This is a genomic window from Niastella caeni (assembly GCF_004834005.1).
GTDB classification, from domain to species: domain Bacteria; phylum Bacteroidota; class Bacteroidia; order Chitinophagales; family Chitinophagaceae; genus Niastella; species Niastella caeni.
Map to the genome: position 1 here is coordinate 833182 of NZ_STFF01000003.1, position 24905 is coordinate 858086.

The window sequence follows — 24905 nt, forward strand, 5'->3', positions numbered from 1 at the left end:
TTTAAAAATTTCTAAAAAAACCGTACCACTAAAGAGTGTATGCATGGCAGGAAAAAAAATACACAGGGAGAACAGCAACAGAACAATAATCGGGAGAAAATGCCCGAAAATTTATGCCCTGCAGATACCACCGGCAATTGCAGCAAATACAGTCAATTGCATAAATTTGCACCCGACCTGAATCCTGAAGGAAATTATATGAAAAAAACCTTATTAATCACTTCTTTATGTCTTTACGTTGCGTTCAGTAAAGCACAGATGGTTAAAGTATTTTACGAAAATAAAGATCAGGGGTTTGTTATCTATGCTGACAATTATGAGTTGTACCCTGTTTCGTTTACATTCAGTTTTAATTTATTAAACCTTTACTTTTCCGGATCGGATAAAAAGGTCTATGTAATTCCACCTAAAAGAGAACGATTCAGAATAGGTGAATTGACACCATTACGAATTGGAGATCAAACAAAGTTCAGTTATAATTTCAAAACGGCCATTGGTGATGTAACCGTAAAAAAGTATGATACCTCTTTTGCCTATGATCTGCCTTTTCAAAAAGGTAAAAGCTATAAGGTAAATCAAGGTTACAATGGAACTTTCTCTCATCAAAATGAAAATGCGCTTGATTTTACCATGCCGGAAGAAACCGAGATATTGGCAGTAAGAGAAGGCAGGGTTGTTCAGATCGTACAAAACAATACGGAATCGTGTCCACAGGAAGAATGCAAAAAATATAACAACTTTATTTTAATTATGCACCCTGATGGAACTTTTGGATATTATGCGCATATAAAATACAATGGATCAAAATTAAAACCGGGAGATCATGTAAAGCAAGGAGATGTTATTGCATATAGCGGCAATGTTGGCTGGTCGGCCGGACCTCATTTACATTTTGCTTGCTTTTTAGGCCGATTTGAAAAGTGGCAAACAATAGAAACCAGATTCAAGATCAATAAAGGGGATAGTGTGGTCGTATTAAAAGAAGGGAATGATTATATGCGGGATTATTAATCCTGCTACGATTGAAATTCATACCTGTAAAACTTAACATCCACTGCCATGCGGGGAAATGAGTCAGGCAGATCTTTTATGGCTACGGCAGCAAAATTGTTCTTTTCGTAAAACCGGTGGGCAGCGAGAAATTTTTCAGTGGTGCCGAGGTATATTTTGGTATACCCCTTTTGTTGTGCCCACCTCAGCAGTGTATTTAACAACAATTGCCCAACGCCGTGCTCTTTACCCCGATAATTTTTGCCGACAAACATTTTTCGCAACGCACCCTGGCCATTGCCAATGTCTAACAAAGCAATAGTGCCTGCTACGCTGCCATTGTCAACTGCCAGCCAAAAGTTGCCATTATCTTTTTGGTAAAAATCAGGTATTTGTTGCAGGTCCGGTTGTTCTTCCGGCGTTATGGGTATCCTGAACTCTTCCCTTTGAATATTTACAATTAAATCAATAACTGGTTGCTTATACAGGTCGGTATATTGTTCAATCCTTACTTCCATTGTAACATAAATGTACGCCAATCACCTTCTACTCTTCCACCTTTTTAATACCTGTTTGGGTGAAGATAATTTTCCTGCTTTTATAGAGATTACCAGTGGTCATCTTAAAGGTCTTTTTGCTCATGCCGAAAAAGGAATAAATGTCTTCGGGATTCGATTTATCGTTATAAGGCAGGTAGCCATTGTTCTCTTCCAGCAAACGCATCACCTTGCCCGCTTCATCTTCTACCCGTTGGTAACCGGCCTTTCCTACAGCTACATCTATTTTATTATTTTCCCGGATGTTCTTTATGTAGCCTTTCAACTTATCACCCACCTGTATTTCCTGGAAAATATCATTGAAATGCAGTACGCCGGTATGCCGGTTGTTGATGATCACCACATAGCCGATATCGGTACGGCGGTAAACCAGTAAGTCAACCGGTTCCAGTTCTTTTACGGTAAGCAGCTCATTGCTTAAGTAATGTTCAATTTTTTCAGATGCCGCCACGCGGCCCGTTTGCTCATCGAGGTATATTTTTACGAGATAGTGGCCTCCCAGGCGCATACCTTCCAGTTGCTTCGATTTGGGCACAAACAGGTCTTTCATCAGCCCCCAGTCCATAAAAGCGCCCTGTGGGGTCAGCGATACCACCTGCAGGTAAACAATATCGCCTACGATGCCTATGGGTCGCTGGGTAGTGGCGATCAGCCGGTTCTCCGAATCGTGATAAACAAAAACTTTCAGGGTATCGCCTACTTCCACGCCGGACGGCACAAACCGTTTTGGCAGCAGCACTACATCCTTACCCTCGCCCAGGTACAGTCCAAAATCGAATGCCCGGGCTACCTTTAAAATATTGTATTCCCCAACTTTTATGCTGCTATCTGCCATTTACCTGCTTTTTTGCAAAGAAACGCTATTTAGTTTTAAGTTCTTGGTTCTTGGTTTCAAGTTCTTGGTTTCTAATGATTTCGTACGGTAGCGCTTCGTTTATATTTAAAAACGGTCGGTTTATATATATTTTGATACCATTTTTATATAAAAACATAGTAAAAATATCTGGGGAAACACCATTTCTGTATAAAAACACAATGAAAATATCTGGGGAAGCATCATTTCTGTATAAAAACATAGTGAAAATATCTGGGGAGGCGCCATTTCTGTATAAAAACACAGTGAAAATATCTGGGGAAGCACCATTTCTGTATAAAAACATAGTGAAAGAATTTGGGGGAAGCCTAAAAGGCGCCAGCCCAATGCCGCTTTAAAATCCCGCTACCCTGTTAGTTTCCGTTACTAACAATCGTTTTTGCAATTTTTAGTAGTTGGTGGCGCATAATGAAAGGTTCGAACGGTTTCTTGATAATAATCAAATAAATTGACGATTCTATCCGTTTCAAACGGCTACATAGCCAAAGTGACTATATTTATGCCTTTCATTGTTATCTGGTTATGAGAAGACTGTTCAATAAATGGATACTGCTTGCAGGTTTCTTTTCGCCGTTGGCGCTAGCTGCTCAAAATGTAAGCCTTGGCAAATTATTATCGCTTCAGAAATCTTCACTGATCAGTATCCAGGATTATATTGAAACCGGTATGTGGAAGCTGAAAGGAATTACCACCTTACGTGAGGTGGACAGCAGTATTTTCCAATCCCGCACCAGGCGCTTTTTAGACTCCCTGGCCATCCATCGAAAACCCGAAGGCAACCCGCTGACCGCTAACTTTTTTCATACCCAATTATTGGAAAACACCAAATTTGAAGCCCCCGCCTGGATCGAATACCTAAGCCTGGTTGATACCAAAATAAACAGCAAAACCCTGTTTACGAACTCCTTCACCATCACCATGCCCAAGTTCTTTTTATTCAATGCCATTGACCTGAAAGTAAAAAGCTTCGACAAACATACTTTCCACCATTCATTACGCTTCAGTTTTGGCGACCTGGAAACATTTAAGTCAACCATCAATGAGATCGGAATTTTACAAATTCCCGAAAAGGATTGCTACGTTATGTACAACGATCCATTAATTACCCGCGTATACAAATTAACCGACCAGGTGATCAGGCTAACCATCATAAATTCTCAAATACCTTCCTATTCGCTGGAAATTCACAGCCGGTCAGACTATGACTATTTACATGGCACTGAACAAAGTTTAAAAGGCAAGGTTGATTTTATTCATTAATGAGGTTGCAGAAAATGCGACTCTTATGATTTTACCGCCACCTGTCTTTCGGGCAGCGTATGTTCATTCAGTTTTGTTCCGGGATTTAAGATATAGGTGGCAACGGTATTATCGCTCATCACCTCTACCATTCTGAAACCTTTGTAATTGGTTCCCCAGTTTCCGCCAATATGCGAATCGAATAAGAAAGGAATGCCTTCCCGTTCTTTCATATCGTCCTGGTCATGATCGTGGCCATTGAATACCGCGCGTACATTTTTATAATCTTTCAACAGGTTAATGAACTCCGGACAATCTACGCCATTGTCGGTCCATTTAACCGGTGTAATATGAATGGCTATAAACACATTCGGCGCCTGCTTGTATTTTTCCAACTGGGCGCGCATCCAGTCAAGGTCCGGACAAATGTATTCGCCTTTAATGTTGGAAGTGGTTGCCAGCAGGAACACCTGATCATCTACCACAAACGAATGATTCAGAGGCATGTTCCAGGTCTTCTTCCACAACTCTTCATCCACTCTGTCGTGATTACCCTGCGTTACGTAATAAGGCATTTTCAGTTTGTCGAGATGCTGTTTGGCCAAAGGCAACATAGCCGGGTCATCATGAATGATATCGCCGTTGATGATACAGGCTTTTAACCGGCGCTGTTGATTGATGTGCTGAACAATATTGCCATAATCAGTATCCCAGGTTGTTTTTGGTTGGCCAAAATGTCCATCACTCGCTACGGCAAAACGAAATTTTACTTTTACACGATCAGATGTTAACGACAAAGCGGAACGATACAACAGTTCGCCGTTTGTGAACAAAAGCAGAACCGGTGCGGAGTTTTTAAGGAATGAACGACGATCCATTTTTTTGTTTATGGTTTGTTGTTTATTGTTTCTGGTTTATAGTTTATGGTTTTTTGTTTATGGTTGGCCTGGGTTTGTTGTTTGTTGTTTGTTGTTGCCCCGCGCTTTGAGATATCTCGCCAGGGTAAAAACTGCCCGAATTTAAAGAACCACAAACCTCAAACCACAAACCATAAACTGCTTCTTTAAAACACCTTATTTCCACTTATCAACCAACATTTTCATAAAGTACCCGCCCACTACACTGCGGGCCTGAAAACCTACCTGCTTGCCATTGGTGGTTTCGTGCCAGTCGCTCAGCGGCACCCGCGTTGGCGTTTCTGTAAGATACACATAAACCGGGTTGATCAACGCCTCAAAATCGGCCTGTGTGCTGGCCAATGTAGCCGTCCAAAGGATCCAGTCTGATTTGGTATACGTTTTCCGGCTGTCTAATGGCAGTCCAAAGGTATTTTGTTTGGTGAGATAATACCTGATCTCTTTTTCATATACATCAGCGGGAAACAAATGCAGGCCTAATAATTTATCCCAGGCCAGGTTGTACTTCTGGCTCCAGGTATTTTTGTCGGAAAAGGTTAATGCAAAATGGTCTCCATCTTCTGCCATAATTTGCCATTTGGTAGCCATCTGACGCGACCGGGATGCATACATGGTAGCAGGCCAGCTTTCATTCAGCATCTCAGCGAGCATGGCATAACACCTCAGGGCAACAATAGCTTTTACTGATAAATTAGTATTCCGCGCAAGATGACCGGCAAAATCATCGGTACACAACTGGTTGGCCGGATCAAACCCTTCCTCACTTAAATACTCCGCCCAGGTGGTAAGCGCCTTCCAGTGCTTTTTAGCGTAATTGGCATTGCCTTCTGCTTTGGCAATTGCTGCCGTCAAAATGATCATATTACCCGATTCTTCTACCGGCATATCTTCGCCGTAGGTTTGCCCGTTTGCAATGGGATAGGTTCCCAGATCATGCGCGGCAAAAGGTTTGGTAAAGCGGCCGCTTTCGGTATAATAAAAAATACCATTCAGCATGCCCTTTAACAGTTCGGGATTATATAACAGGAACAAAGGCGCTGAGGGGTACGTAACATCTACAGTATTAATAGAGCCATTGCTGAAGTTTTCTTTCGACAGGAACAACAGTTCCCCTTTCGGGTCTTTTACGATCTTGTGCGCCGCAATACTTTGCCGGTACGCTGCAACACATAATTGGGCATATTTTTCGCCGCCAGCTTTCTTTGCATCGGCATATAGCTTCTGATCAAACGCAGCGCATTGCTGCATGATGCTTTTATAATCCGCCGCGGCACGGGCCAGCTCCTTTTCAATAGTACGCCCTTCGGCTTTCCACACCGGTGGCAGGTCCTGATTAAAATACTGAACGGAATACAGGTCGTCATACCCCACCATAATGAATTGCTCCTGCGCTTTTGCGTTCGTTTTAATTATGGGAAAGGTTGCACCCAATACCAGTTGCTTACCGGTAATTGAAGCAGGGGCTTTAATAAAACCAGGGATCACGGAAGTGTCTGTAGCAATGCCCAGCCGCGTATTGGCGCCTTTTGGCGCTGAAACATACAGGAAGCCCCAGTCTATTCGCAAATCGTCGCCTTTTTTTTGTAATACCGGTTGCTGAAGGGTGCCGGCTTTTAACACGGGCAAACCTTCGGCAGAAGCATATCTTTTTGCTTCCACTTCCTGATCTGGTTTATTAACGCATGCATTGGTTGATACGCTTATATATACCTGCGCTTCATGCTCCCTGCCATCGTTCGATTGCAGGGTTACCGTAATATAGGAAACGGGCCGGGTCAACACCAGCCAATTATTTAACAGCAATGGTGAAGTGAATTGCAATTGCAGGTCAACCGCGCCACAGGTAAACGTGTAACTGGTTCGGGTAGCAGTTACTGTTACCGATTTTTGTTGTGCGATGGCTATGGGCGACAATTTATTCTCGACCATTTTCCCGGAAAAAGCATCCTCCTTCTCTTTAAAACCCTTGCCCATAAAGCGATAGCATGAACTATCGATCCATATGTAGCCCGTCAGCGGCTGATCGGCGCCCGTCCAGTGTTTGGTAGAACCGGAGGCAAGCTCATCGGAGAACGACCAAATGCTGAAGTATGGATCATGGGTAATTAACGGATAAGCCGGCGCTTTTTTTAGTTGGGCTAAACTTATGGCCGAAAAAAACAACAAAACAGGAAGTAAAATGGTAAATTTCATATGCAGACAAGGTGATTAGCGTGTTGACTTCAATTGATAGGCTGATTAAAATCAGGCCGGAATATTGCATGAGTTTCTTTGCAATTTACTTTAATGACCGAATTTAGGGCGTTAGCAAGATTAAAAGTGAATTAACGTAAAAAATAATGTCATAATAATGAATTGGCATACATCCACCATCGAAGACGTTTTCAAAGAACTGCAAAGCAATCGGGATGGCTTATCAACCGATGAAGTTGCTAAACGAATTCAGCAGTATGGCCCTAACCAGTTGCAGGAAAAAAAGAAAAAACCTGTGTGGCTGGTGTTTTTGATGCAGTTCAAAGACGTCATGATCCTGATCCTGATGGTAGCCGCGGTTATTTCTGCTATCGTCGGCGACGTGAAGGACATGATCGTAATATTGTTCATCATAATCATCAATGCGATCGTAGGATTTGTGCAGGAGTACCGCGCCGAAAAAGCGATCGAAGCGCTAAAGAAAATGTCGGCAGCCAACGTACGGGTAAGAAGAAATAAAAGGGTTGAACAAATTCCCGCAGCAGAAGTTGTTCCCGGCGATGTGGTGCTGCTGGAAGCCGGCGATATGGTGGGCGCTGATATCCGCATCAAAGAAAGTCATTCGTTAAAAATAGAAGAAGCGTCCCTTACCGGCGAATCACATGCCGTAGACAAATCACCTGATCCCATAAAAGAAGATGATGTTCCGCTGGGCGATCGCATTAATATGGCTTACAAAAGCACCCTGGTTACGGCCGGCAATGGCACCGGTGTGGTAGTTGCTACCGGCATGCATACCGAAATAGGAAAAATTGCCGGGATGTTGCAGGAGAAAGAAGCCACTACCCCATTGCAACAGCGCCTGGCCGATTTCAGTAAAAAATTATCATTTATTGTTCTGGGCATCTGCGTGGTGTTATACTTTATTGGAATATTACGCGGAGAAAAACCGGCCAGCATGCTGCTCACCACCATTTCGCTGGCCGTGGCCGCCATTCCCGAAGCATTGCCTGCCGTTATAACCATTGCGCTGGCACTGGGCGCTAAAAAGCTCGTAAAAAAGAACGCACTGATCCGCAAACTGCCTGCAGTTGAAACACTGGGTTCAGTAACCTATATCTGCACCGATAAAACCGGTACGCTAACGCAAAACCAGATGACAGTACAGGAGATCTGGCAGAACGATCAGTTTGATCAGTCAATTCCCAATATACAGGATGGGCAGGCATTGCTGCTGGCCATGACGCTGAACCACGATGCCAGGGAAGACCATACCGACAGCAACAAACGCAAAGGCGACCCTACGGAAGTAGCCCTGGTAGAATACGCCATTAAACAGGAAAAATATGATACCAACTGGGAACAGGCTTTCCCCCGGGAACAGGAATTGCCGTTTGACTCTGACCGTAAGATGATGACCACTGTACATGCGGTAAACAACGAATACCTGGTGGTGACCAAAGGCGCACTGGAATCAATTCTAAAAATATGCCAACCAGCCAATCAACAGGACATCACGAAACGAAGCGATCAGCTTGCCGAAGCCGGCCAGCGGGTAATAGCCTATTCGTGCAAGCTGATAAAACAATTGCCGAAAGAAGGCGACCTGGAAGCACTGGAAAGCGATCAGCATTTTTGCGGCCTGGCGGGCATGATAGACCCACCCCGCCCCGAAGCCCGGAGGGCAATTGAAGAATGTAAAACGGCAGGCATTGTGCCTGTAATGATCACCGGCGACCACCCGGTAACAGCGGCGGCCATTGCCCGCGACATGGGCATACTGCAACACAAAGGCGATAAAACAGTGACCGGTGTGGAGCTGGAGAAAATTTCTGATGAGGACCTTGAAGACAGCATTCAGCATATCAAAGTGTACGCCCGCGTATCGCCCCAACAAAAACTACGCATTGTAAAAACCCTGCAAAAAAAGGATCAGTTTGTGGCCATGACCGGTGATGGCGTGAACGATGCTCCCGCTTTAAAACGGGCAAACATCGGCGTTGCCATGGGTATTACCGGCACCGACGTATCGAAGGAAGCGGCAGATATGATCCTGCTCGACGACAACTTCGCCACCATTGTAAAAGCCGTTAAGGAAGGGCGAAGGATCTATGATAACATCAGGCGGTTTATCAGGTATGTACTGGCGTGTAATTTTGCAGAGATCCTCACCATCTTCATGGCTCCCATAGTGGGCATGCCAATACCGTTATTGCCTATACATATTTTATGGATCAACCTGGTAACGGATAGTTTACCCGGGCTCGCGCTGGCCGGCGAAAAAGCGGATACCAAAGTGATGCAGCGTCCGCCACGTGATCCTCGTGAAAGTATTTTTGAGCAGGGCGTAGGATTTACTTCTATCTGGGTTGGGATCTTAATGGCTGCCATTGGCCTGGTAACACAGGCATATTACATTAATGATGAAGACGCGCACTGGCAAACGATGGTATTCACGGTGCTTTGCTTCAGCCAGATGGGACACGCCCTGGTATCGCGCAGCGAATACGAATATATTTTCCGCATAGGCGTGTTCAGTAACCGGCCGCTGATAGGCGCCATTGCGCTTACCTTTATTTTACAACTGGCATTGATCTACATTCCATTCTGTAACGAAATCTTTAATACAGAACCGCTTACCTGGACGGAACTGGGCATATGTCTCCTTATTTCCACCATTACATTTCACGCAGTGGAATTTGAAAAATTCATTAAGAAGCGAATGGGTAAATTGTAATTATTCAACAATATAAGGATAGGGATACAACAGCACTTTCCAGGTAACACCCCCATCGGCGGTCACATACAATTTCTGATCGCCAAACATCAAACCATTCTGATCATCCTGGAAATGCAGCTTTTTCATATTGATGTATTCGTAGCCGGTACTGGAAACCGTATTCCAGGTAACGCCGGTATCGGTACTTTTCACCAGGCTTTCGCGGGTAACACCATAAATTACAGATTGGCTTACCATGTGGGCAGCTGTAAGCTTTAAATCGGTTGTTGGTTTCTTCCAGGTAATACCGCTGTCGGCCGACATATATACATTCCCAAAATCTTCAATAGCGCAAACATTACCTTTTTTTCCGGTTTGCAATCCGGTGATGTATTTTTTAACTATCTCAACAGGCGCACTCCACGTACGGCCGGTATCAAGCGTCTTAGACATAAAAGTGGCATAGGAACTGTTCTTATACAGCAACATCCAGCCTGTTTTTTTATCGGTGAATTTTATGTTTATCGGCTGAAAGGCATCATCGAAATAACTTACGCGCGTAGCTACTTTGGTAGTGAGGTTTAATTTATAAAACTTGCGGCTATCGGCAGCGGTTGTTGCCTTTTGCTGATAGGCCAACATTACATTGTTACTATCAATATAACTTACGCACACCAGTTCAGTTGAATTAAAACCTGCCGTATTAATGACCGGAGAAAAAGTAGGAACATGGCCCGTCCAGGTACTGCCATAATCCTGCGATACATGGATTGTAGGCGCCAGCGAAGTACCTGAAGCCACAACAATGTTGTTATTATCGTAACTAAAAGGCGTTACTTTGGTAGCAGGCAGTGAATAAGCGCCGTAATTGAAACTTTTGAACTGGTCAGTGGTAGAAAAAGCATTTTTATCGGTAATACCGCGTATGATGTTACCGCTATCTAGCCGCACATGCATTAAACTATTATCCTTCACTAAATTCCTGAGATCAGCATTCAATACCGGTTCGGTAGGAATTTGAGTGAAAAGGAATTTGTCCTTATCTCCACAACCTGATGCAACAGCACCGATAAGAATAAGAAAGTATAGTTTTTTCATCTGATATTTTTTATTATCAATGGCCAGATGGATCTTACCATGAAAAAATTTTCATTGAATTTTATGTTATAATGAAAATTTTTTCTTGGACGATTCATTGTTACTTTTTGAAATTCAGGTTAACGCCTACGCTCAGGTTTATTGAACTACAATTGTATACTTTATGCTCGGGCATAATAAAACCTGCTGCCAGCATTTCCCGTACGAGCTCAGGATTTACTTTCAGATCGGGTTTGTAATATTCATAATCGAGCTTAACATACAGATCGCCGGAACGCACAACCATAATACCCGCATCGAATGAAATACCGGAACCAGTTAACACTTTATCCGTTGTTTCAATGCCAGGGGTAGCCGCTTTTTCTTCACCGATCTTGGTGAACTGGCTGCTACTCATATTCTGATCAACTCTGAATATGGGGAAAAAAGAGAATTTCTTTAAGGTATACGCGTTGTACTGAATTTCAATGCCGCCCTTCCAGGTGCGGAATGCTTCGCGCTGGGTTTCACCCAGTGCCACTTCTTTAAAATAATATTTCAACCCGGCTAACGGTCGTACCCACAACTTGTTTTTTAGAAAAGCTGTTTTTACCCCGATAGATGCGTTGAAACCAGCCTTGAATATATCGCTTAGATCTGCGTTGTTGGGAGAAGCCACACCGGCATCGATATCAACGGCAAACCGCCATTGTTTTTTAACCTTCGGCTTTTTTTGTTTATCCTTCTCGGTCGTTGTAATTAAAATAGGCGCCTGCGTGGGTGTAGTCGCCTGCGCTTGTGCAACACGCTGAATAAAAAGTGCAGAAAAGACCCATAGGATACAACGGATACAAAGGGTTTTCATTGGATATTTTTTATTGTCTGTCTACAAAAAATAAAATAAACGGCAGTAACCAAAAGGCCGTACGCTATTTACCCATCTTTATATTTACATTAATCTATATACAAAAACAGTCACAGTATCAACACAATATACCTGATTCCTGTTCAGGTTTTGTTTACTTTTTAATTGGTACCTGGTACTTAAGGCGTACTCTAAAACGCTAATACCCATGCTGGTATTGTTTATAAGTTTATAAGTTCGTAAGTTATTAAGTCAGTTAGTTCGAGCTCAATAACTCAATAACTCAATAACTCAATAACTCAATAACTCAATAACTTAATAACTCAATAACTTAATAACTCAATAACTTAATAACTAATTACCAGTAACAGGCTTATCATCCTGTTTGCCAGGATCCTCATCCGGTTCAGGAACAGGAATTTCACCAGGCGATGTACCACCGGGATCATCTTCCGGTTCAATCTCGGGTTCCTGGTTAGGAGGTGTTGGCCTGCTTGGAACAGTTTCGGGAGTAATTTCCGGTTTATCGGGAGATGGCACTTCTGTTGGTTTATTTGGATTTGTTTTCTTGGCCATAATATGGTGTTTACAGGCTGAAAATGCAAAAGCCATTCCACGCAAAACGCGGAACGCGAAATGCAAAAACCTGAAATTCAGCTAAACTGTATTTCGCGTTAAGCGTTGGGCGTTTAGCATAAAACGCGGAACGGCGCTAAGTGTTGAGCGTCTTTTGCATTGAACGTTTTGACCGTCATAATTGTTCCAATAATTAATAAACGCGCCTTCCTCTATGTTCCAGGACCGAATTGACGCAGGCCTGGCATTGGCCACCCATTTACAGCATTATAAAAATGTTGATGGCGTAACGTTGGCTGTGCCGAGAGGCGGTGTACCGGTAGCTTTTCCGGTTGCGAAAATTTTACAACTGCCATTGGAGATCATTCTATCTAAAAAGATCGGCCATCCTACCCATAAGGAGTTTGCCATTGGCGCAGTAAGCCTTACCGGACAGGTAATTTCACCGCATGCATTTGCATCGGACGAATACATTAAACAGGAAACAATAAATATTCGGGAGCAATTAAAAGCCAGCTATGCGCAGTATATGGGCGAAAGAAAACCAACGCCTTTAAAAGATAAGATCGTTATTATTATTGATGATGGTGTAGCTACCGGGTATACTTTATTAAGCACGATTGAAATGATCAGGAAAGAAGCGCCTAAAAAAGTAGTAGTGGCCGTACCTGTGGCATCGAAACAGGCAGCTCAAAAACTAAGCGAAGTAGCAGATGAATTTGTTTGCGCCTGGATCCCTTCGCGCTTTCATTCAGTGGGTGAGTTTTATGAAGACTTTACGCAGGTGAGCGATGAGGAAGTGATTAAGATGCTTAACCCCCACCCTCCGCCAGCTGGCGGAGGAAATGAAGAATGAGAAATAAGAAATGAGGAATGAAAAAGGAAGTACAAATTCGAATATTGAACCTGCCTGCCGGCAGGCAGGTATTCAATGTTGAAGTTGTAAAACGAAAAGCAATTAGGTTTTGCTTACAGCTTATAGCTTGAAGCTTGCGGCTGTATTACACTATTCACCATTCAAACTTTCACCGTGCTCGTTATCTGATCAGGAAGACCTTGTTGCAGTTTTGCCTGTTCATGCACTGCCTTTTCCAGTTCATTAACAGCTGCGCAGGCGCTCTCATCAAAGCTGGCAGATCGCCGGTGAACAAACAAGGTATCTCCATACAACGTGAGCCTGATCTCACAAACCTTATTCTCTTGTGGTGAGGCAGCATCATCATCACGCAGTATAATCTCGGCCTTAACAACGTCCTTAATAAGATGAGAAAATGAAAGCACTTTCTCTTTCACAGGCTTTAATAGGGATTCATTTACTTCTGAATGCGGGGCATGAATCTCAATTATCATTGACTCAAATCGGAATGCCATATAAAATATTGTATATCCTAAGTTACGACTATAAATGCAATTAAAGTCGCACCAACAGCGGGTTTAACAGATATTGGTTTTAAAGCGCCAAATACGACTTCCCACTATAACTTTATGATAGATAATGATTAAGCCGCACAATTAACACAAAAGCATAATATAATCAGGGCTTCGACAAATTCATATCCCAATCTTTCCATACCGGTTCATAGCCAATATCAGCGATAACGCGGGCCATTTCGGCCGCACTGCGTTCATCTGCTATTTCAAATTGTTCGAGCGATTCCGGTTCTACGGCATAGCCACCCGGATTGGTTTTTGATCCGGCACTGATAGAAGTAATGCCTAACCGTATTACATGATCTCTGAAGCGCGGCAATTCACGGGTTGATAACGACAATTCCACCTCCTGGTTAAAGATGCGCCAGGCGCAGATCAATTGCACCAACTCGCGGTCAACCATTTCAACTTTTGGTTCAAGCCCACCGGAAAAAGGACGCAAACGCGGAAATGAAATACTGTATTTGGTTTGCCAATACGTACGTTCGAGATATTGCAAATGCAATGCGGTAAAAAATGAATCGGTACGCCAGTCTTCCAAACCTATCAGTACCCCTAAACCGATCTTATGCACTCCTGCCCTACCCAACCGGTCGGGCGTTTCAATGCGGTATTGAAAATTAGATTTCTTTCCTTTCGGATGATGCTTTTTATAATCTTCGCGATGATAGGTTTCCTGGTACACGAGCACCGTATGCAATCCTTCTGCGATCAGCTCGCGGTAATCGGCTTCATCGAGCGGTTGCACTTCCATGGAAATATGGGCAAAATGATCCCGCAACAGGGTGAGGGCATTTTTAAAATACGGCACATGCACGGTATGATTCGCTTCGCCCGTTACCAGCAATACATGTTCATATCCCATTGCCTTGATGGCGGTCGCTTCCTGTATGATCTCCGTTGCAGACAAAGTTCTTCGCCGCACTTTGTTATCGAGACTGAAACCACAATACGTACAAATGTTATTGCACTCATTGGAGAGATACATGGGCACATATAACTGGATCGTTTTTCCAAAGCGTTGCTGCGTGAGATGCTGGCTCAGTTGCGCCATTGGTTCCAGGTAAGCAGCACCAGCAGGTGAGATCAACGCCATAAAATCATCCAGCGTTCTGCTTTGTCGTACCAAAGCCGCTTCAACATCCGCCTTCGTTTTGCTGTAGATACGTTCCTTAACCTCGTTCCAGTTGTATTGATTGAATATGCTGAGAAAACTATCCATGGTATTCATCTGTAAATATCAATTGTGTTTTGGCCAGATGGAACTTACCATGGCAAAATTTTCATTGCCCTGTAAGTCATAATGAAAATTTTGCCATGGACGTTTCATCTAAAAATGCTGTTAAGGGACTGCTTGCTATTGCTGTGTTCAATGGTTTTGCCAACCTTGCTTCGTATGCTATTCTACCTGCTTCTACTGCCATTTTAAAAGCAGTTGCCATTTGTACCGGCTGTCCCGCTACTGCAATGGCTGTATTCACCAGCACCGCATCGGCGCCTATCTCCAGCGCTTTCGCTGCATCGGATGGTGACCCGATACCTGCATCCACCACTACAGGCACTTTGCTTTGTTCAATGATGATCTCTAAGAAGTCAATTGTCTTTAATCCTTTGTTGCTGCCGATGGGCGAACCCAATGGCATTACAGCCGCAGCGCCCACTTCTTCAAGACGTTTGCATAATACCGGGTCGGCATGAATGTAGGGCAGCACCACAAAACCCATCTTTACCAGTTCTTCAGTTGCCCGAAGGGTTTCAACCGGGTCGGGCATCAAATATTTGGGATCGGGATGAATTTCCAGTTTCAACCAGTTTGTTTGTAAAGCTTCCCGCGCCAGTTGCGCAGCAAAAACCGCTTCTTTGGCCGTACGCACACCCGAGGTATTCGGCAACAGGTTGATGTGGGCATGTTGCAGGTGCCGCAAAATATCATCCTGCGGATCGTTCATATCTACCCGCTTTAATGCAACGGTCACCAGTTCTGATCCCGATGCCAGCAAGGCATCTTCCATTAAAGCAGCAGAGCTGAACTTTCCCGTACCGGTGAATAATCGGGAGTTGAATGTTTTATTTGCTATTGTTAACATGTAAGTTCGTTTGAGAATATCATTATGAATTAGCTGCAAGCTTCAAGCTGCACGCTGCAAGCAAATACAATATGCGGTAAAGCGTTTTGCTTATAGCTTGTGGCTAGCAGCTTGTAGCTTTAACCCTATGAGTACATATCATCAATTTGTTTAACAACGGCCATCTTATCATTAGCATTAGTAATCGCCCCCGAAACCGCCACTCCATACACCCCTGCGCTTTTTAATCCAGGCACATCATCAGCAAGTATACCACCGATGGCTACAATAGGCGTTTCAATACCGGCAGCCTTCATTTGGTCCATGATGCGTTGATACCCTTCCAGTCCTAATATCGGGCTTAATTTTTCTTTGGTAGAAGTAAAACGAAATGGTCCCAGCCCGATATAATCAACACCTTCATTCACCCGCTGCTGAATATGTTCAAATGTATTGGCCGTAGCCCCAACGATCATTTGCGGCCCTACAATGGCCCGCACTTCGGCAACCGGCATATCCTGCAAGCCAACATGAATGCCCCGGGCGCCCACGGCTTTAGCGACGTGCGGAAAATCGTTTATGATCAACTTTGCATTGTATTGATCGCATAAAGCCTTTGCCGCTGTTGCCATATCTAATACCGTAGCCTCCGGCTGGTTCTTTACCCGCAATTGCACCAGGCGGCAACCGGCCTGCAACGCTTCTTCAATGGCCGCTATATGCGTTTTTGTCGCTGTTTGCTGTGAGATAAAATACAATCGGTCTAACATATGGAATGATATCCCAGTAATGACTGGTTACTGTTTAAAAAGGTTTCTACATATTGTTTCGCCATGCGACAGGCCTCCTGCAATGAATGTCCCTGCGCCAACCGGGCAGTAATGGCGGCTGCCAGTACGCAACCCGATCCATGTTTGGGATATACTTTATCAACACCTGCTTCAATGATCGTGTTTCCCCCGGTTTCGTAGAGCGTATCAGTACCTAATGCATCCAAACGGTGACCGCCCTTTAACAACACGGAACAAAAAACAGAACGGTCGTCTTTTATCAATACATCATTGGTAATGGTTTGCAGGTGCTGCAATTCATTATAGTTAGGCGTTACCAATGTTACGGTCGACAGTATGGCTTCGAGGCTATGAAAAATATTGATGGCATGAAAATCGTACCCGGCGCTGGCTTTTAAAACCGGGTCCCACACTATTTGTATACCGGGATTATATTCTTTCATACACCGGATGACCGCAATTAATGTATCCGGCGATTCTATAATCCCTATTTTACAAGCCGGCACCACAAACTTTTTCAACAACGGCTCCAACTGTTCAATGATCTGCTCTGCGCTAATCCAGTTAACATTTACAAAACTGTCGTCGGTTTGCGCCGTGAGGGCCGAGCAAACGCCAAAGCCATACACCGCATGTTGTTCAAATGTTTTACAATCTGCCAACACCCCGGCCCCGCCGCTTGGATCGAAGCCGGCTATGGATAATACGTATGGTCGTGGTGGTTGCATCACTTAAAAAACGTTTCACAGGCATTCAAAGGTGGGTCTCCTTTTCAGGAAGGCTCGCCTTCACCTGATCCTGTATTAATTTATAATTCTCAATTGCGTTCGCAGGTTCATTCCATATTGTACCCAAAACAGCAGCGCCATCAAAATTCATTGCAGCTACTTTCCGGATATTCTCCCCATTGATACCGCCCAGCGCAATAACCGGCACCGACTTCTGTTCATCGTGAAGATAAAAATCGTCACCTGCCATGCCCTGGTATTGCCGCTTGGAAATACTATCGAACACCGGTGAAAAAAATGTATAGGAAAAAAACGATGACAAACTTTGTATGGTTTGCAAATCATGCACCGATGTACTGAGTGAATAACCTTTGTCTTTTAGTTGTTTCCATGTAGTTTCATTAGTCATGCTCCGGTACTGCTCCGTAAAGTGTAACCGGCGAATACCATATGCTGCTGCCAGGTGATGAAACCCATGCAAGGCGATCCGGTGATGAAACGCAGCCGGTATGGCATCGAGCAATTGTTGCATCGCCTGCTCATCTGCTTCGGGCTTACGCAGGTGAAAATATTCCAACCCTTCAACAAACAATTGCTGAATGATGGCGGCCTCACCGGGAAACATAACAGGATGTGATATGACTATTAATGAAAACATAGTGCAACAAAAGGTACAGTTACCAGATACCAGGTCTTGATTGTCGATCACCCGACCTGAAGTCAGGATCTCCGAATTTTTGCCCGGTAACCGGAATCTGGTAACCGGCAACTACAAATACAACTGACTCCCCTTCTCAGCAAACTCCTTCGACTTTTCTTCCATCCCCTTTTGCAATACATCGCTCTCCTGCAAACCATTATCGGCTGCATACTGCCGAACGTCCTGCGTAATTTTCATAGAGCAGAAGTTCGGTCCGCACATGGAGCAGAAATGCGCTACCTTGGCGCCATCGGCCGGTAAGGTTTCATCATGAAACTCCCGCGCCGTATCGGGATCAAGCGACAGATTGAACTGATCTTCCCAACGGAATTCAAAACGCGCTTTGCTCAATGCGTTATCGCGGTATTGCACACCGGGATGTCCCTTGGCCAGGTCGGCAGCATGTGCTGCGATCTTGTAGGTGATCACGCCATCCTTAACATCCTTTTTATTGGGCAAACCCAGGTGTTCTTTAGGGGTTACATAACATAACATCGCCGTTCCAAACCAGCCGATCATAGCCGCACCAATGGCAGAAGTAATATGATCATAACCCGGTGCAATGTCGGTCGTTAATGGACCCAGGGTATAGAAAGGCGCTTCGTGGCAATGCTGCAACTGCTTCTCCATATTTTCTTTGATCAGGTGCATGGGCACGTGACCGGGTCCTTCTATCATCGTTTGTACGTCGTGCTTCCAGGCGATCTTCGTTAGCTCGCCCAATGTTTCCAGTTCAGCAAACTGCGCCGCATCATTGGCATCGGCCAAACTGCCCGGGCGCAAACCATCGCCCAATGAAAATGCCACATCATATGCTTTCATGATCTCGCAGATCTCTTCAAAATGCGTATACAGGAAACTTTCTTTATGATGCGCCAGGCACCATTTGGCCATGATGCTGCCACCGCGCGATACGATACCCGTCATCCGTTTGGCAGTTAAGGGAATATAACGCAACAGCACACCCGCATGGATGGTGAAATAATCCACCCCCTGCTCTGCCTGTTCTATCAATGTATCTCGAAAGAGCTCCCAGGTAAGTTCCTCTGCTTTGCCATTTACTTTTTCCAATGCCTGGTAAATAGGCACCGTACCAATAGGCACAGGTGAATTACGAATGATCCATTCCCTGGTTTCATGAATGTTTTTACCGGTAGAAAGGTCCATGATGGTATCAGCGCCCCAGCGACAGGCCCATACGGCTTTTTCCACTTCTTCTTCAATGCTGGAGGTGACGGCCGAGTTACCAATATTGGCATTGATCTTTACCAGGAAGTTACGCCCGATGATCATAGGCTCACTTTCCGGGTGATTGATATTGCTGGGGATAATAGCGCGACCGGCCGCTACTTCCTGCCTTACAAATTCAGGAGTGATATAGCTTTTTGGCGTATTAGCGCCGAAGCTATGACCGGCATGTTGTTGCCCAAGCAAGGCATAACTGCCGTTCAGTTGTTCTTTCAGCAGATCATACCGTTGGTTCTCGCGAATGGCAATGTATTCCATCTCCGGTGTAATGATGCCTTTTTTGGCATAGTGCATCTGGCTTACATTGCTGCCGCTTTTGGCGCGCCGGGGTTTGCGAATATGTTCAAAACGAAAAGCATCGAGCTTTTCATTGTTCAATCGCTCAAGCCCATACGAAGAAGAAACCTGTTGCAGTTGTTCCGTATCCTGCCGGTCGATGATCCATTTTTCACGCAGGGCAGCCAATCCTTTTTTTACATCGATAGTAACATTGGGATCGGTGTACGGACCGCTGGTGTCATACACGGTAACGGATGCATTTTTTTCTGTTTCCCCTTTCCTGCCATGCAATGCAGTATCAGTAAGTGAAATTTCACGCATGGCCACAGCAACATCAGCATGAAGCTGTCCTTTTACATATATTTTCCTCGAAGCCGGAAACGGATCGCAGGTTAGTTTACTTTGATTTGGAACACTTTCTTTCTTCATTTTACTTTATTGTTAGAAATGAATAATCATTTATAAATCGTGAATGGTCAATGGTGAATAACTAGTAGTTAGTAGGGACCCTACTCGCCACTCGCTATTCGCCACTAGCCTCCCTGGGTGGCCCTGATCAGCATAACCTTATCTGCTTCACATAACATATAGGCCGGCCAATCGGTACTGGGAATTACGGTTTGACCAACCGCTACCGCCAAACCGGCTACCGGTATGCCTAATACCTGGGTAAGCAATTGTTCCAACGAACATGAATCCGGAATGTCTCTGGGTTGTTGATTGATAAGTATGTTCATGCCAACGGTTTTACATCAACTTCAGGGAATGAACATGCAGCAAAGAGAATAAAAGAGAAAGAAAATAAAAGAAGACTTTCACTTTTCCCTTCGGCAGTACGAACTGCATCAGGTTCAAAGGGTATTATCTCAGTCCGTTTATGGACACCCCTAAAGCGGTGTAAAGGTATAGAAAAAATGAATTGATCAAAGTTTTTTGATTTTTCTCTACAAAACGCCTGATCGTTTGATGGCCTGATGGCTGGATTCCCGAATTAAACTGCCCAATTATACGCCACCGTCTGAAAGCCAGAGAGCACAACCATCAAACAATCGAACCATCAAACTATCAAATATTGTAATATCTCTTTCATCCTGTTGATGTTCCTAATTTATAAATCACTGAACTCAAAACAGGTATTCAATCTTCAGACAAATCAGGTGTACAAATGACATTTTTATTTCCCCTGCTGAAGTTTGGGGTTATAAAATAGATTACATTAGTATACGCTTACAAGTTACAGATTACATAGTAAGTAGTAAGTAGCGAGTGGCGAGTAGGAATTAAATGTGAGTGGTGAGTGGTGAGTTGTGAGTGTTGAGTAAGCCCGCCGGTATTTCAGCATTCGGAAAGTTCAGAAATCCACTCACCATTGACCATTCACGATTGATGATTGCCGATTCATGACAGCCGATTCATCCCGGTTTAGCCGGGAGTCATTTCACGTTTGCCGTTTCACGCTTCACCAAAACACGTCATATGAAAAAAATGAAACCCTGTCTTTTATTATGCCTAGTATTCCTGTTTACCCAATGTAAAAAAACGATCAACGAGCCCACGCCAACAACCAGCGACAACAGAACACCAACCCCGGAAGCCTTCGAAACTGTTATCAGCAACACCTTCACCAATTACGCTACTTTTGAGCAGTATTGGAATTACCTGTATCCCTGGGGATCAGACCACAATGGCACAGCCCGTATGTATGCAAGCCCAACTGATCACAATCACGTGTATCTCGATGCATCCGGCGTGTTGCATATTAAAGCCACCCGTATAACATGGAATGAAGGCAACAGTAGTGCTGATCCTTATTTGCCCATCCGGTATCATTCCGGCGCTATCAATACCAAATTCCGTGTACTGGTAAACGACCAGTTCCCTAACTACGAGATCAGGGGTGATTTTCAGGCGCCATCAGTAAGAGGTTCCTGGCCTGCCTTCTGGCTCACTGGTGTAAATAGCTGGCCGCCTGAAAGTGATATCATGGAATTCAAGGGCAATACCAATAACTGGCAAAATACTTTCCGTACATCCAGCGATGTTTCGTCTATCATTACCAATGTATCATCACCGGGAAGCTGGCATAATTACCGCATCTGGATGACAAAATCCTCTGCCACCGATGTGATCATACATTATTACATCGACAACGTTTGGAAAGGTCAGCATACCGCCAATTTTGTAGGCAAGCCTATGTATATAATCATCAATATGCAAATGGAAGGCTCCAGCGGTTCGCCTGGTCCTACCGCCGACACCTACCTAAATGTGCGGAATGTATATGTAGGAAGAACCAGGGCTTTTTAACAGAAGAATAAATGTTTATACTGAGAGTAGGGAAGTCAGTAAAGTCCGGAATTGAGAAAGATGGTTACAGAGAGGGATCTTTCAATCTTCCGGACTTTCCGACTTTCGGTCTCCCGTGCCTTCCATCTTCCAGTTCCCCGTTTTTATAACTGTCAGACTTCCGGCATTCAGACTTTTCCGTTCGATACTACCGATCTAGCTTAAACTCTATACACACAACGATTGCACATCAAAAGTACAAACCGCGTATTATGAAGGAGGTGAGATAAAACAGGGAAGAATATGACATATATCAATAGGTAGTTTAATAATTTTCAACCATTTTAATCGTTTACCTGATATCTTTGCCAAAAAACAGGTGATTTGTATAAATGGTGGACGATATTGTTTTTGATTGGCATACTGGGGCAAACCTTCAGTAAAAGCCTTATTGTCCTGAATTTCAGGATGAATCAAAAAGCCATCGCTGCCAATTTATGTGAGAACCGCACCAAACCCAGGTCCTGCTGCCAGGGTAAATGTTATTTAGGCAAGCAGTTGAATAAAGACGAAAATTCACAAAACACCCCGCTGAATGGTGGTCCCGGCTTCAAATTCGAAGTATTATTGTACAGCGAAAAGAAAGCCCGCATCCATCACCTTGTATATAAAGATAAACCGGTTCATGTATCGCGGTATACCGATCCCATTTCTCAAAAGGTAATAGACGCCGTATTTCATCCTCCACAAGTGTAAGCGCGCTACACAACACATTTTACGCAAAACGCTAAGCCGAACGCTAGAGGCCGAACGCAGAACACTAAAGGCTTAACGCCAGCCCTGAAAAATGTTCTGCCCGAATAATTTCGAAGAGCCCGAAACTCGCGAATTAGCCTTCCGCGTTATGCATTAAGCGTTCCGCGTTAAGCATTATGCGTTATGCATTAAGCCTCCCGTTCCAATTACTTCAACCTATGTATGCGTGGGATTGACTGGCATTATATTGCCCGTTAACCAGGGCATGCAGCAACGTAATGACTATGAAATTTTTTATAACCTGTGTAACTGCTTCTTTGATCATATTGTCAGCCTCCCGTGCATTTGCCCAAACTAATTGTACCGGCAAAGTGATCGACGCAGCAACACATGAACCGGTGGCCCACGCATCGGTATTAATTAAAAATACCAACCAGGGTACTATTACCAATACAAATGGAGAATTTACATTACCGCTTACAAATACCGAATATGAACTTTTAGTTTCTTCGTTAGGTTATCATGCTGTAACCATCGGCAATGCATCGGCTCAAAAACGCCTGGTGATCTCCTTACAAACCAACAATAACAGCTTACAGGAAATTGTGGTAAGCGCCAGCAGAACGGCACAAAAACGCAGCGAAGCGCCGGTGGCCATTGCTACCATCAGCAAACAAGCCATGGAAGACACCAAAGCCACCCGCATCGATCAACTCGTGAATAAAGTCAGTGGCGTAAACATGGTAAACCTCGGCAATGAACAACATGAAATGAGCATTCGCCAACCCATGACCACCAAGAGCCTGTTCTTATATTTAGAAGATGGCATTCCCATTCGCACCACAGGCGTGTACAATCACAACGCCCTGCTTGAAATGAATATGCCGGCAGCCAGGCAGATCGAGATCATAAAAGGACCGGCCTCCTCTTTATACGGGGCAGAAGCCATTGGTGGCGCAGTGAATATTATTACGCAGGCGCCGCCCGCTATTTTTAGCGGACAGGTAAGCGCCCAGATCAACAACAATGGTTATAAAAGAACGGATGTACAGGTGGGCCAAACGTTTGGCAAATTCGGTTTGCTGATCAGCGGTTACTATGCCAACCGGCACAACGGCCCGGTTGATCACAGCGACTTTCATAAAACCGGCATAACCATTCGTGGTGATTATGCCATCAGCGAAAAAACAAAATGGGTGAACAACATCACCTATGTGAATTATTACAGCGATATGCCGGGCTCGCTCGACAGCGCACATTTTGCCAATAAAGACTACAGCACGCCGCAAACCTTTACCTATCGTAAAGTGCCGGCTGTTCGATATAAGTCGCAACTGCTCCATCAATGGAGCACCAGCAGCACTACACAGGTGTCGTTTGTATATCGTAATAATTCGGTGCAGCAAAACCCATCGTACCGGGTAAAGAATTCAGCCACCGATGCATCCCGGGCATTTGGAGAAATCAATGAAAGCGCCTTCAATACCTACATGCTGGTTGCGCAACATCAGCAATCGCTCCCCTTTTTGAACAGCAAACTCATTGCAGGCGTAACAGTCGACAATAGCCCATCTTCCTACAACAGCAATTTCATCAACATCAGTCGCGATAACCGGGGTTATTACGTTAACTATTCTACAACCGATTCTGTACTTAGCCAATATAAAACCGGCATCAACAACCTGGCTTCTTATGTACACTACGAGGCGGAGTTGGTAAAGGGATTAAAATTAACAGCCGCATTGCGGTACGATTACTATCAATACGATTTTGAAAATGCGCTACCGCCTTCGGCATTTACCGGTGCGCCTACTACCAAAAACAATTTTAAACGCTTTTCACCTAAAGCAGGTGCCACTTATAATTACAAAGGCATCGGTTTATATGCTAATTACAGTGAAGGCTTTGTTCCACCACAGATCAGCGAATTGTACACGGGCGTAAAAGTGCCGTACCTCGGCCCGCAAACATTTTTCAATTATGAAGTGGGCGGCTGGTTTTCCCTGTTAAAAAATAAATTGTATGCCGACTGGAGCTGGTATTTGCTTAATGGCACCAATGAGATCATCAGTGTAAAGAATGTTGACGGTTCTACCGAAAACCAAAATGCCGGAAAAACAAAACATACCGGTATTGAATATGGCATTACGTATCGCCCGGTAAGCTCACTGTCCTTACGATTCAGCGGCGCCAACAGCAAACACTCATTTGTACAATACCTTGAAAAAGGAATTGCCTATGATAACAATGAACTGGCTGGCGGACCGCGGTTCATTGCCAATGCCGAAGTAACATATAAGCCTGTATTCGTAAAAGGTTTACGTGTAAGCGCCGAATGGCAGCATATAGGTGCGTATTATATGGATAATGCCAACACAAAAAAATATGAGGGCTATGACCTGTTGAACCTGCGCGCCGGGTATGCTATCCGCCAATTTGAAATATGGGTGAACGCACTCAACGCAACCAATACATATTATTCAACGTTTGCCAGCAAATCGGGCAGCACACTTAGTTACAACCTCGGCGATCCGCGGGAGTTTACGGTAGGACTTGTTTATAAACTGAACGTGAAACGTTGATATGACCCGCCGATGAATATCCAATATTGAA

Annotated in this window: 22 protein-coding genes and 1 riboswitch; of the genes, 7 read left to right on the plus strand and 15 right to left on the minus strand. The window is 44.3% G+C overall.

Going from position 1 to position 24905, the window contains the following annotated elements; translation table 11 throughout:
* Window positions 1-39 precede the first annotated feature (39 nt).
* Entirely contained in the window at window positions 40-1011 is a 972-nt protein-coding gene (locus FAM09_RS14500; protein ID WP_136577834.1) for a M23 family metallopeptidase, read from the plus strand.
* A 5-nt stretch (window positions 1012-1016) separates the two neighbouring features.
* Here the strand turns inward: FAM09_RS14500 and FAM09_RS14505 are convergent, their stop codons facing one another.
* On the minus strand, window positions 1017-1508 hold the full coding sequence (locus FAM09_RS14505; RefSeq protein WP_136577835.1) for a GNAT family N-acetyltransferase: 492 nt from the start codon (window positions 1506-1508) through the stop codon (window positions 1017-1019).
* Window positions 1509-1536: 28 nt separating this feature from the next.
* The gene (locus FAM09_RS14510; RefSeq protein ID WP_136577836.1) at window positions 1537-2382 is read right to left on the minus strand and encodes a CvfB family protein; all 846 of its coding nucleotides are present in this window, start codon (window positions 2380-2382) and stop codon (window positions 1537-1539) included.
* 561 nt (window positions 2383-2943) lie between these two features.
* Here FAM09_RS14510 and FAM09_RS14515 point away from each other — a divergent pair.
* Entirely contained in the window at window positions 2944-3681 is a 738-nt protein-coding gene (locus tag FAM09_RS14515) for a hypothetical protein (protein WP_136577837.1), read from the plus strand.
* A gap of 23 nt (window positions 3682-3704) precedes the next feature.
* On the opposite strand, the gene FAM09_RS14520 is transcribed toward FAM09_RS14515, so the two are convergent.
* Together FAM09_RS14520 and FAM09_RS14525 are read right to left on the minus strand one after the other, a co-directional pair.
* Window positions 3705-4538: a metallophosphoesterase family protein gene (locus tag FAM09_RS14520; protein WP_136577838.1), complete on the minus strand. Its 834-nt coding sequence runs from the start codon at window positions 4536-4538 to the stop codon at window positions 3705-3707.
* Between the two features lie 195 nt (window positions 4539-4733).
* Entirely contained in the window at window positions 4734-6770 is a 2037-nt protein-coding gene (locus tag FAM09_RS14525; protein ID WP_136577839.1) for a glutaminase family protein, read from the minus strand.
* 157 nt (window positions 6771-6927) lie between these two features.
* Between FAM09_RS14525 and FAM09_RS14530 the strand changes: the two genes are divergently transcribed.
* On the plus strand, window positions 6928-9507 hold the full coding sequence (locus FAM09_RS14530; RefSeq protein ID WP_136577840.1) for a calcium-translocating P-type ATPase, PMCA-type: 2580 nt from the start codon (window positions 6928-6930) through the stop codon (window positions 9505-9507).
* Here FAM09_RS14530 and FAM09_RS14535 read toward each other — a convergent pair whose 3' ends face one another.
* The 3 genes from FAM09_RS14535 to FAM09_RS14545 all read right to left on the minus strand — a co-directional run bounded on the left by FAM09_RS14535 (window position 9508) and on the right by FAM09_RS14545 (window position 12007).
* Complete coding sequence (locus FAM09_RS14535) at window positions 9508-10587, minus strand: sialidase family protein (protein ID WP_136577841.1); 1080 nt, start codon at window positions 10585-10587, stop codon at window positions 9508-9510. It abuts the gene before it with no gap.
* A gap of 100 nt (window positions 10588-10687) precedes the next feature.
* On the minus strand, window positions 10688-11431 hold the full coding sequence (locus tag FAM09_RS14540; RefSeq protein ID WP_136577842.1) for a hypothetical protein: 744 nt from the start codon (window positions 11429-11431) through the stop codon (window positions 10688-10690).
* 354 nt (window positions 11432-11785) lie between these two features.
* On the minus strand, window positions 11786-12007 hold the full coding sequence (locus FAM09_RS14545) for a hypothetical protein (RefSeq protein ID WP_136577843.1): 222 nt from the start codon (window positions 12005-12007) through the stop codon (window positions 11786-11788).
* A 214-nt stretch (window positions 12008-12221) separates the two neighbouring features.
* On the opposite strand from FAM09_RS14545, the gene FAM09_RS14550 reads away from it, so the two are divergent.
* Window positions 12222-12863 (plus strand): phosphoribosyltransferase, encoded by a 642-nt coding sequence (locus tag FAM09_RS14550; protein ID WP_166437149.1) that lies wholly within the window; start codon window positions 12222-12224, stop codon window positions 12861-12863.
* A 161-nt stretch (window positions 12864-13024) separates the two neighbouring features.
* On the opposite strand, the gene FAM09_RS14555 is transcribed toward FAM09_RS14550, so the two are convergent.
* From FAM09_RS14555 to thiS, 8 genes are all read right to left on the minus strand, one after another.
* The gene (locus FAM09_RS14555) at window positions 13025-13378 is read right to left on the minus strand and encodes an HPF/RaiA family ribosome-associated protein (protein WP_136577845.1); all 354 of its coding nucleotides are present in this window, start codon (window positions 13376-13378) and stop codon (window positions 13025-13027) included.
* Window positions 13379-13541: 163 nt separating this feature from the next.
* Window positions 13542-14669, minus strand: a complete 1128-nt coding sequence (thiH, locus tag FAM09_RS14560; RefSeq protein WP_136577846.1) for a 2-iminoacetate synthase ThiH — start codon at window positions 14667-14669, stop codon at window positions 13542-13544.
* A 67-nt stretch (window positions 14670-14736) separates the two neighbouring features.
* Entirely contained in the window at window positions 14737-15525 is a 789-nt protein-coding gene (locus FAM09_RS14565) for a thiazole synthase (protein WP_136577847.1), read from the minus strand.
* A gap of 125 nt (window positions 15526-15650) precedes the next feature.
* Window positions 15651-16274, minus strand: a complete 624-nt coding sequence (locus FAM09_RS14570) for a thiamine phosphate synthase (RefSeq protein WP_136577848.1) — start codon at window positions 16272-16274, stop codon at window positions 15651-15653.
* On the minus strand, window positions 16268-17023 hold the full coding sequence (locus FAM09_RS14575; RefSeq protein ID WP_136577849.1) for a hydroxymethylpyrimidine/phosphomethylpyrimidine kinase: 756 nt from the start codon (window positions 17021-17023) through the stop codon (window positions 16268-16270). The genes FAM09_RS14570 and FAM09_RS14575 overlap by 7 nt, the downstream gene beginning before the upstream one ends.
* A gap of 25 nt (window positions 17024-17048) precedes the next feature.
* Complete coding sequence (locus tag FAM09_RS14580) at window positions 17049-17681, minus strand: thiamine phosphate synthase (protein ID WP_136577850.1); 633 nt, start codon at window positions 17679-17681, stop codon at window positions 17049-17051.
* A gap of 111 nt (window positions 17682-17792) precedes the next feature.
* Window positions 17793-19679: a phosphomethylpyrimidine synthase ThiC gene (gene thiC, locus FAM09_RS14585; RefSeq protein ID WP_136577851.1), complete on the minus strand. Its 1887-nt coding sequence runs from the start codon at window positions 19677-19679 to the stop codon at window positions 17793-17795.
* A 104-nt stretch (window positions 19680-19783) separates the two neighbouring features.
* Entirely contained in the window at window positions 19784-19987 is a 204-nt protein-coding gene (gene thiS / locus FAM09_RS14590) for a sulfur carrier protein ThiS (protein WP_136577852.1), read from the minus strand.
* Between the two features lie 68 nt (window positions 19988-20055).
* A riboswitch (TPP riboswitch) is annotated at window positions 20056-20149 on the minus strand.
* A gap of 577 nt (window positions 20150-20726) precedes the next feature.
* Here thiS and FAM09_RS14595 point away from each other — a divergent pair.
* The 3 genes from FAM09_RS14595 to FAM09_RS14605 all read left to right on the plus strand — a co-directional run bounded on the left by FAM09_RS14595 (window position 20727) and on the right by FAM09_RS14605 (window position 24874).
* Window positions 20727-21557 carry a LamG domain-containing protein gene (locus FAM09_RS14595; RefSeq protein WP_208025560.1) on the plus strand — a complete coding sequence of 277 codons (831 nt, stop codon included), beginning with the start codon at window positions 20727-20729 and terminating at the stop codon, window positions 21555-21557.
* 363 nt (window positions 21558-21920) lie between these two features.
* The gene (locus tag FAM09_RS14600; protein ID WP_136577853.1) at window positions 21921-22292 is read left to right on the plus strand and encodes a hypothetical protein; all 372 of its coding nucleotides are present in this window, start codon (window positions 21921-21923) and stop codon (window positions 22290-22292) included.
* A gap of 284 nt (window positions 22293-22576) precedes the next feature.
* The gene (locus tag FAM09_RS14605) at window positions 22577-24874 is read left to right on the plus strand and encodes a TonB-dependent receptor (RefSeq protein WP_243751676.1); all 2298 of its coding nucleotides are present in this window, start codon (window positions 22577-22579) and stop codon (window positions 24872-24874) included.
* The last annotated feature ends 31 nt before the right edge of the window (window positions 24875-24905 follow it).

Bases quoted from the DNA above. Each gene is read 5' to 3' on its own strand.
- FAM09_RS14500 (WP_136577834.1), top strand. From the start codon at position 40: ATGCATGGCAGGAAAAAAAATACACAGGGAGAACAGCAACAGAACAAT.
- FAM09_RS14505 (WP_136577835.1), bottom strand. From the start codon at position 1,508: ATGGAAGTAAGGATTGAACAATATACCGACCTGTATAAGCAACCAGTT.
- FAM09_RS14510 (WP_136577836.1), bottom strand. From the start codon at position 2,382: ATGGCAGATAGCAGCATAAAAGTTGGGGAATACAATATTTTAAAGGTA.
- FAM09_RS14515 (WP_136577837.1), top strand. From the start codon at position 2,944: ATGAGAAGACTGTTCAATAAATGGATACTGCTTGCAGGTTTCTTTTCG.
- FAM09_RS14520 (WP_136577838.1), bottom strand. From the start codon at position 4,538: ATGGATCGTCGTTCATTCCTTAAAAACTCCGCACCGGTTCTGCTTTTG.
- FAM09_RS14525 (WP_136577839.1), bottom strand. From the start codon at position 6,770: ATGAAATTTACCATTTTACTTCCTGTTTTGTTGTTTTTTTCGGCCATA.
- FAM09_RS14530 (WP_136577840.1), top strand. From the start codon at position 6,928: ATGAATTGGCATACATCCACCATCGAAGACGTTTTCAAAGAACTGCAA.
- FAM09_RS14535 (WP_136577841.1), bottom strand. From the start codon at position 10,587: ATGAAAAAACTATACTTTCTTATTCTTATCGGTGCTGTTGCATCAGGT.
- FAM09_RS14540 (WP_136577842.1), bottom strand. From the start codon at position 11,431: ATGAAAACCCTTTGTATCCGTTGTATCCTATGGGTCTTTTCTGCACTT.
- FAM09_RS14545 (WP_136577843.1), bottom strand. From the start codon at position 12,007: ATGGCCAAGAAAACAAATCCAAATAAACCAACAGAAGTGCCATCTCCC.
- FAM09_RS14550 (WP_166437149.1), top strand. From the start codon at position 12,222: ATGTTCCAGGACCGAATTGACGCAGGCCTGGCATTGGCCACCCATTTA.
- FAM09_RS14555 (WP_136577845.1), bottom strand. From the start codon at position 13,378: ATGGCATTCCGATTTGAGTCAATGATAATTGAGATTCATGCCCCGCAT.
- thiH (WP_136577846.1), bottom strand. From the start codon at position 14,669: ATGAATACCATGGATAGTTTTCTCAGCATATTCAATCAATACAACTGG.
- FAM09_RS14565 (WP_136577847.1), bottom strand. From the start codon at position 15,525: ATGTTAACAATAGCAAATAAAACATTCAACTCCCGATTATTCACCGGT.
- FAM09_RS14570 (WP_136577848.1), bottom strand. From the start codon at position 16,274: ATGTTAGACCGATTGTATTTTATCTCACAGCAAACAGCGACAAAAACG.
- FAM09_RS14575 (WP_136577849.1), bottom strand. From the start codon at position 17,023: ATGCAACCACCACGACCATACGTATTATCCATAGCCGGCTTCGATCCA.
- FAM09_RS14580 (WP_136577850.1), bottom strand. From the start codon at position 17,681: ATGTTTTCATTAATAGTCATATCACATCCTGTTATGTTTCCCGGTGAG.
- thiC (WP_136577851.1), bottom strand. From the start codon at position 19,679: ATGAAGAAAGAAAGTGTTCCAAATCAAAGTAAACTAACCTGCGATCCG.
- thiS (WP_136577852.1), bottom strand. From the start codon at position 19,987: ATGAACATACTTATCAATCAACAACCCAGAGACATTCCGGATTCATGT.
- FAM09_RS14595 (WP_208025560.1), top strand. From the start codon at position 20,727: ATGAAAAAAATGAAACCCTGTCTTTTATTATGCCTAGTATTCCTGTTT.
- FAM09_RS14605 (WP_243751676.1), top strand. From the start codon at position 22,577: ATGAAATTTTTTATAACCTGTGTAACTGCTTCTTTGATCATATTGTCA.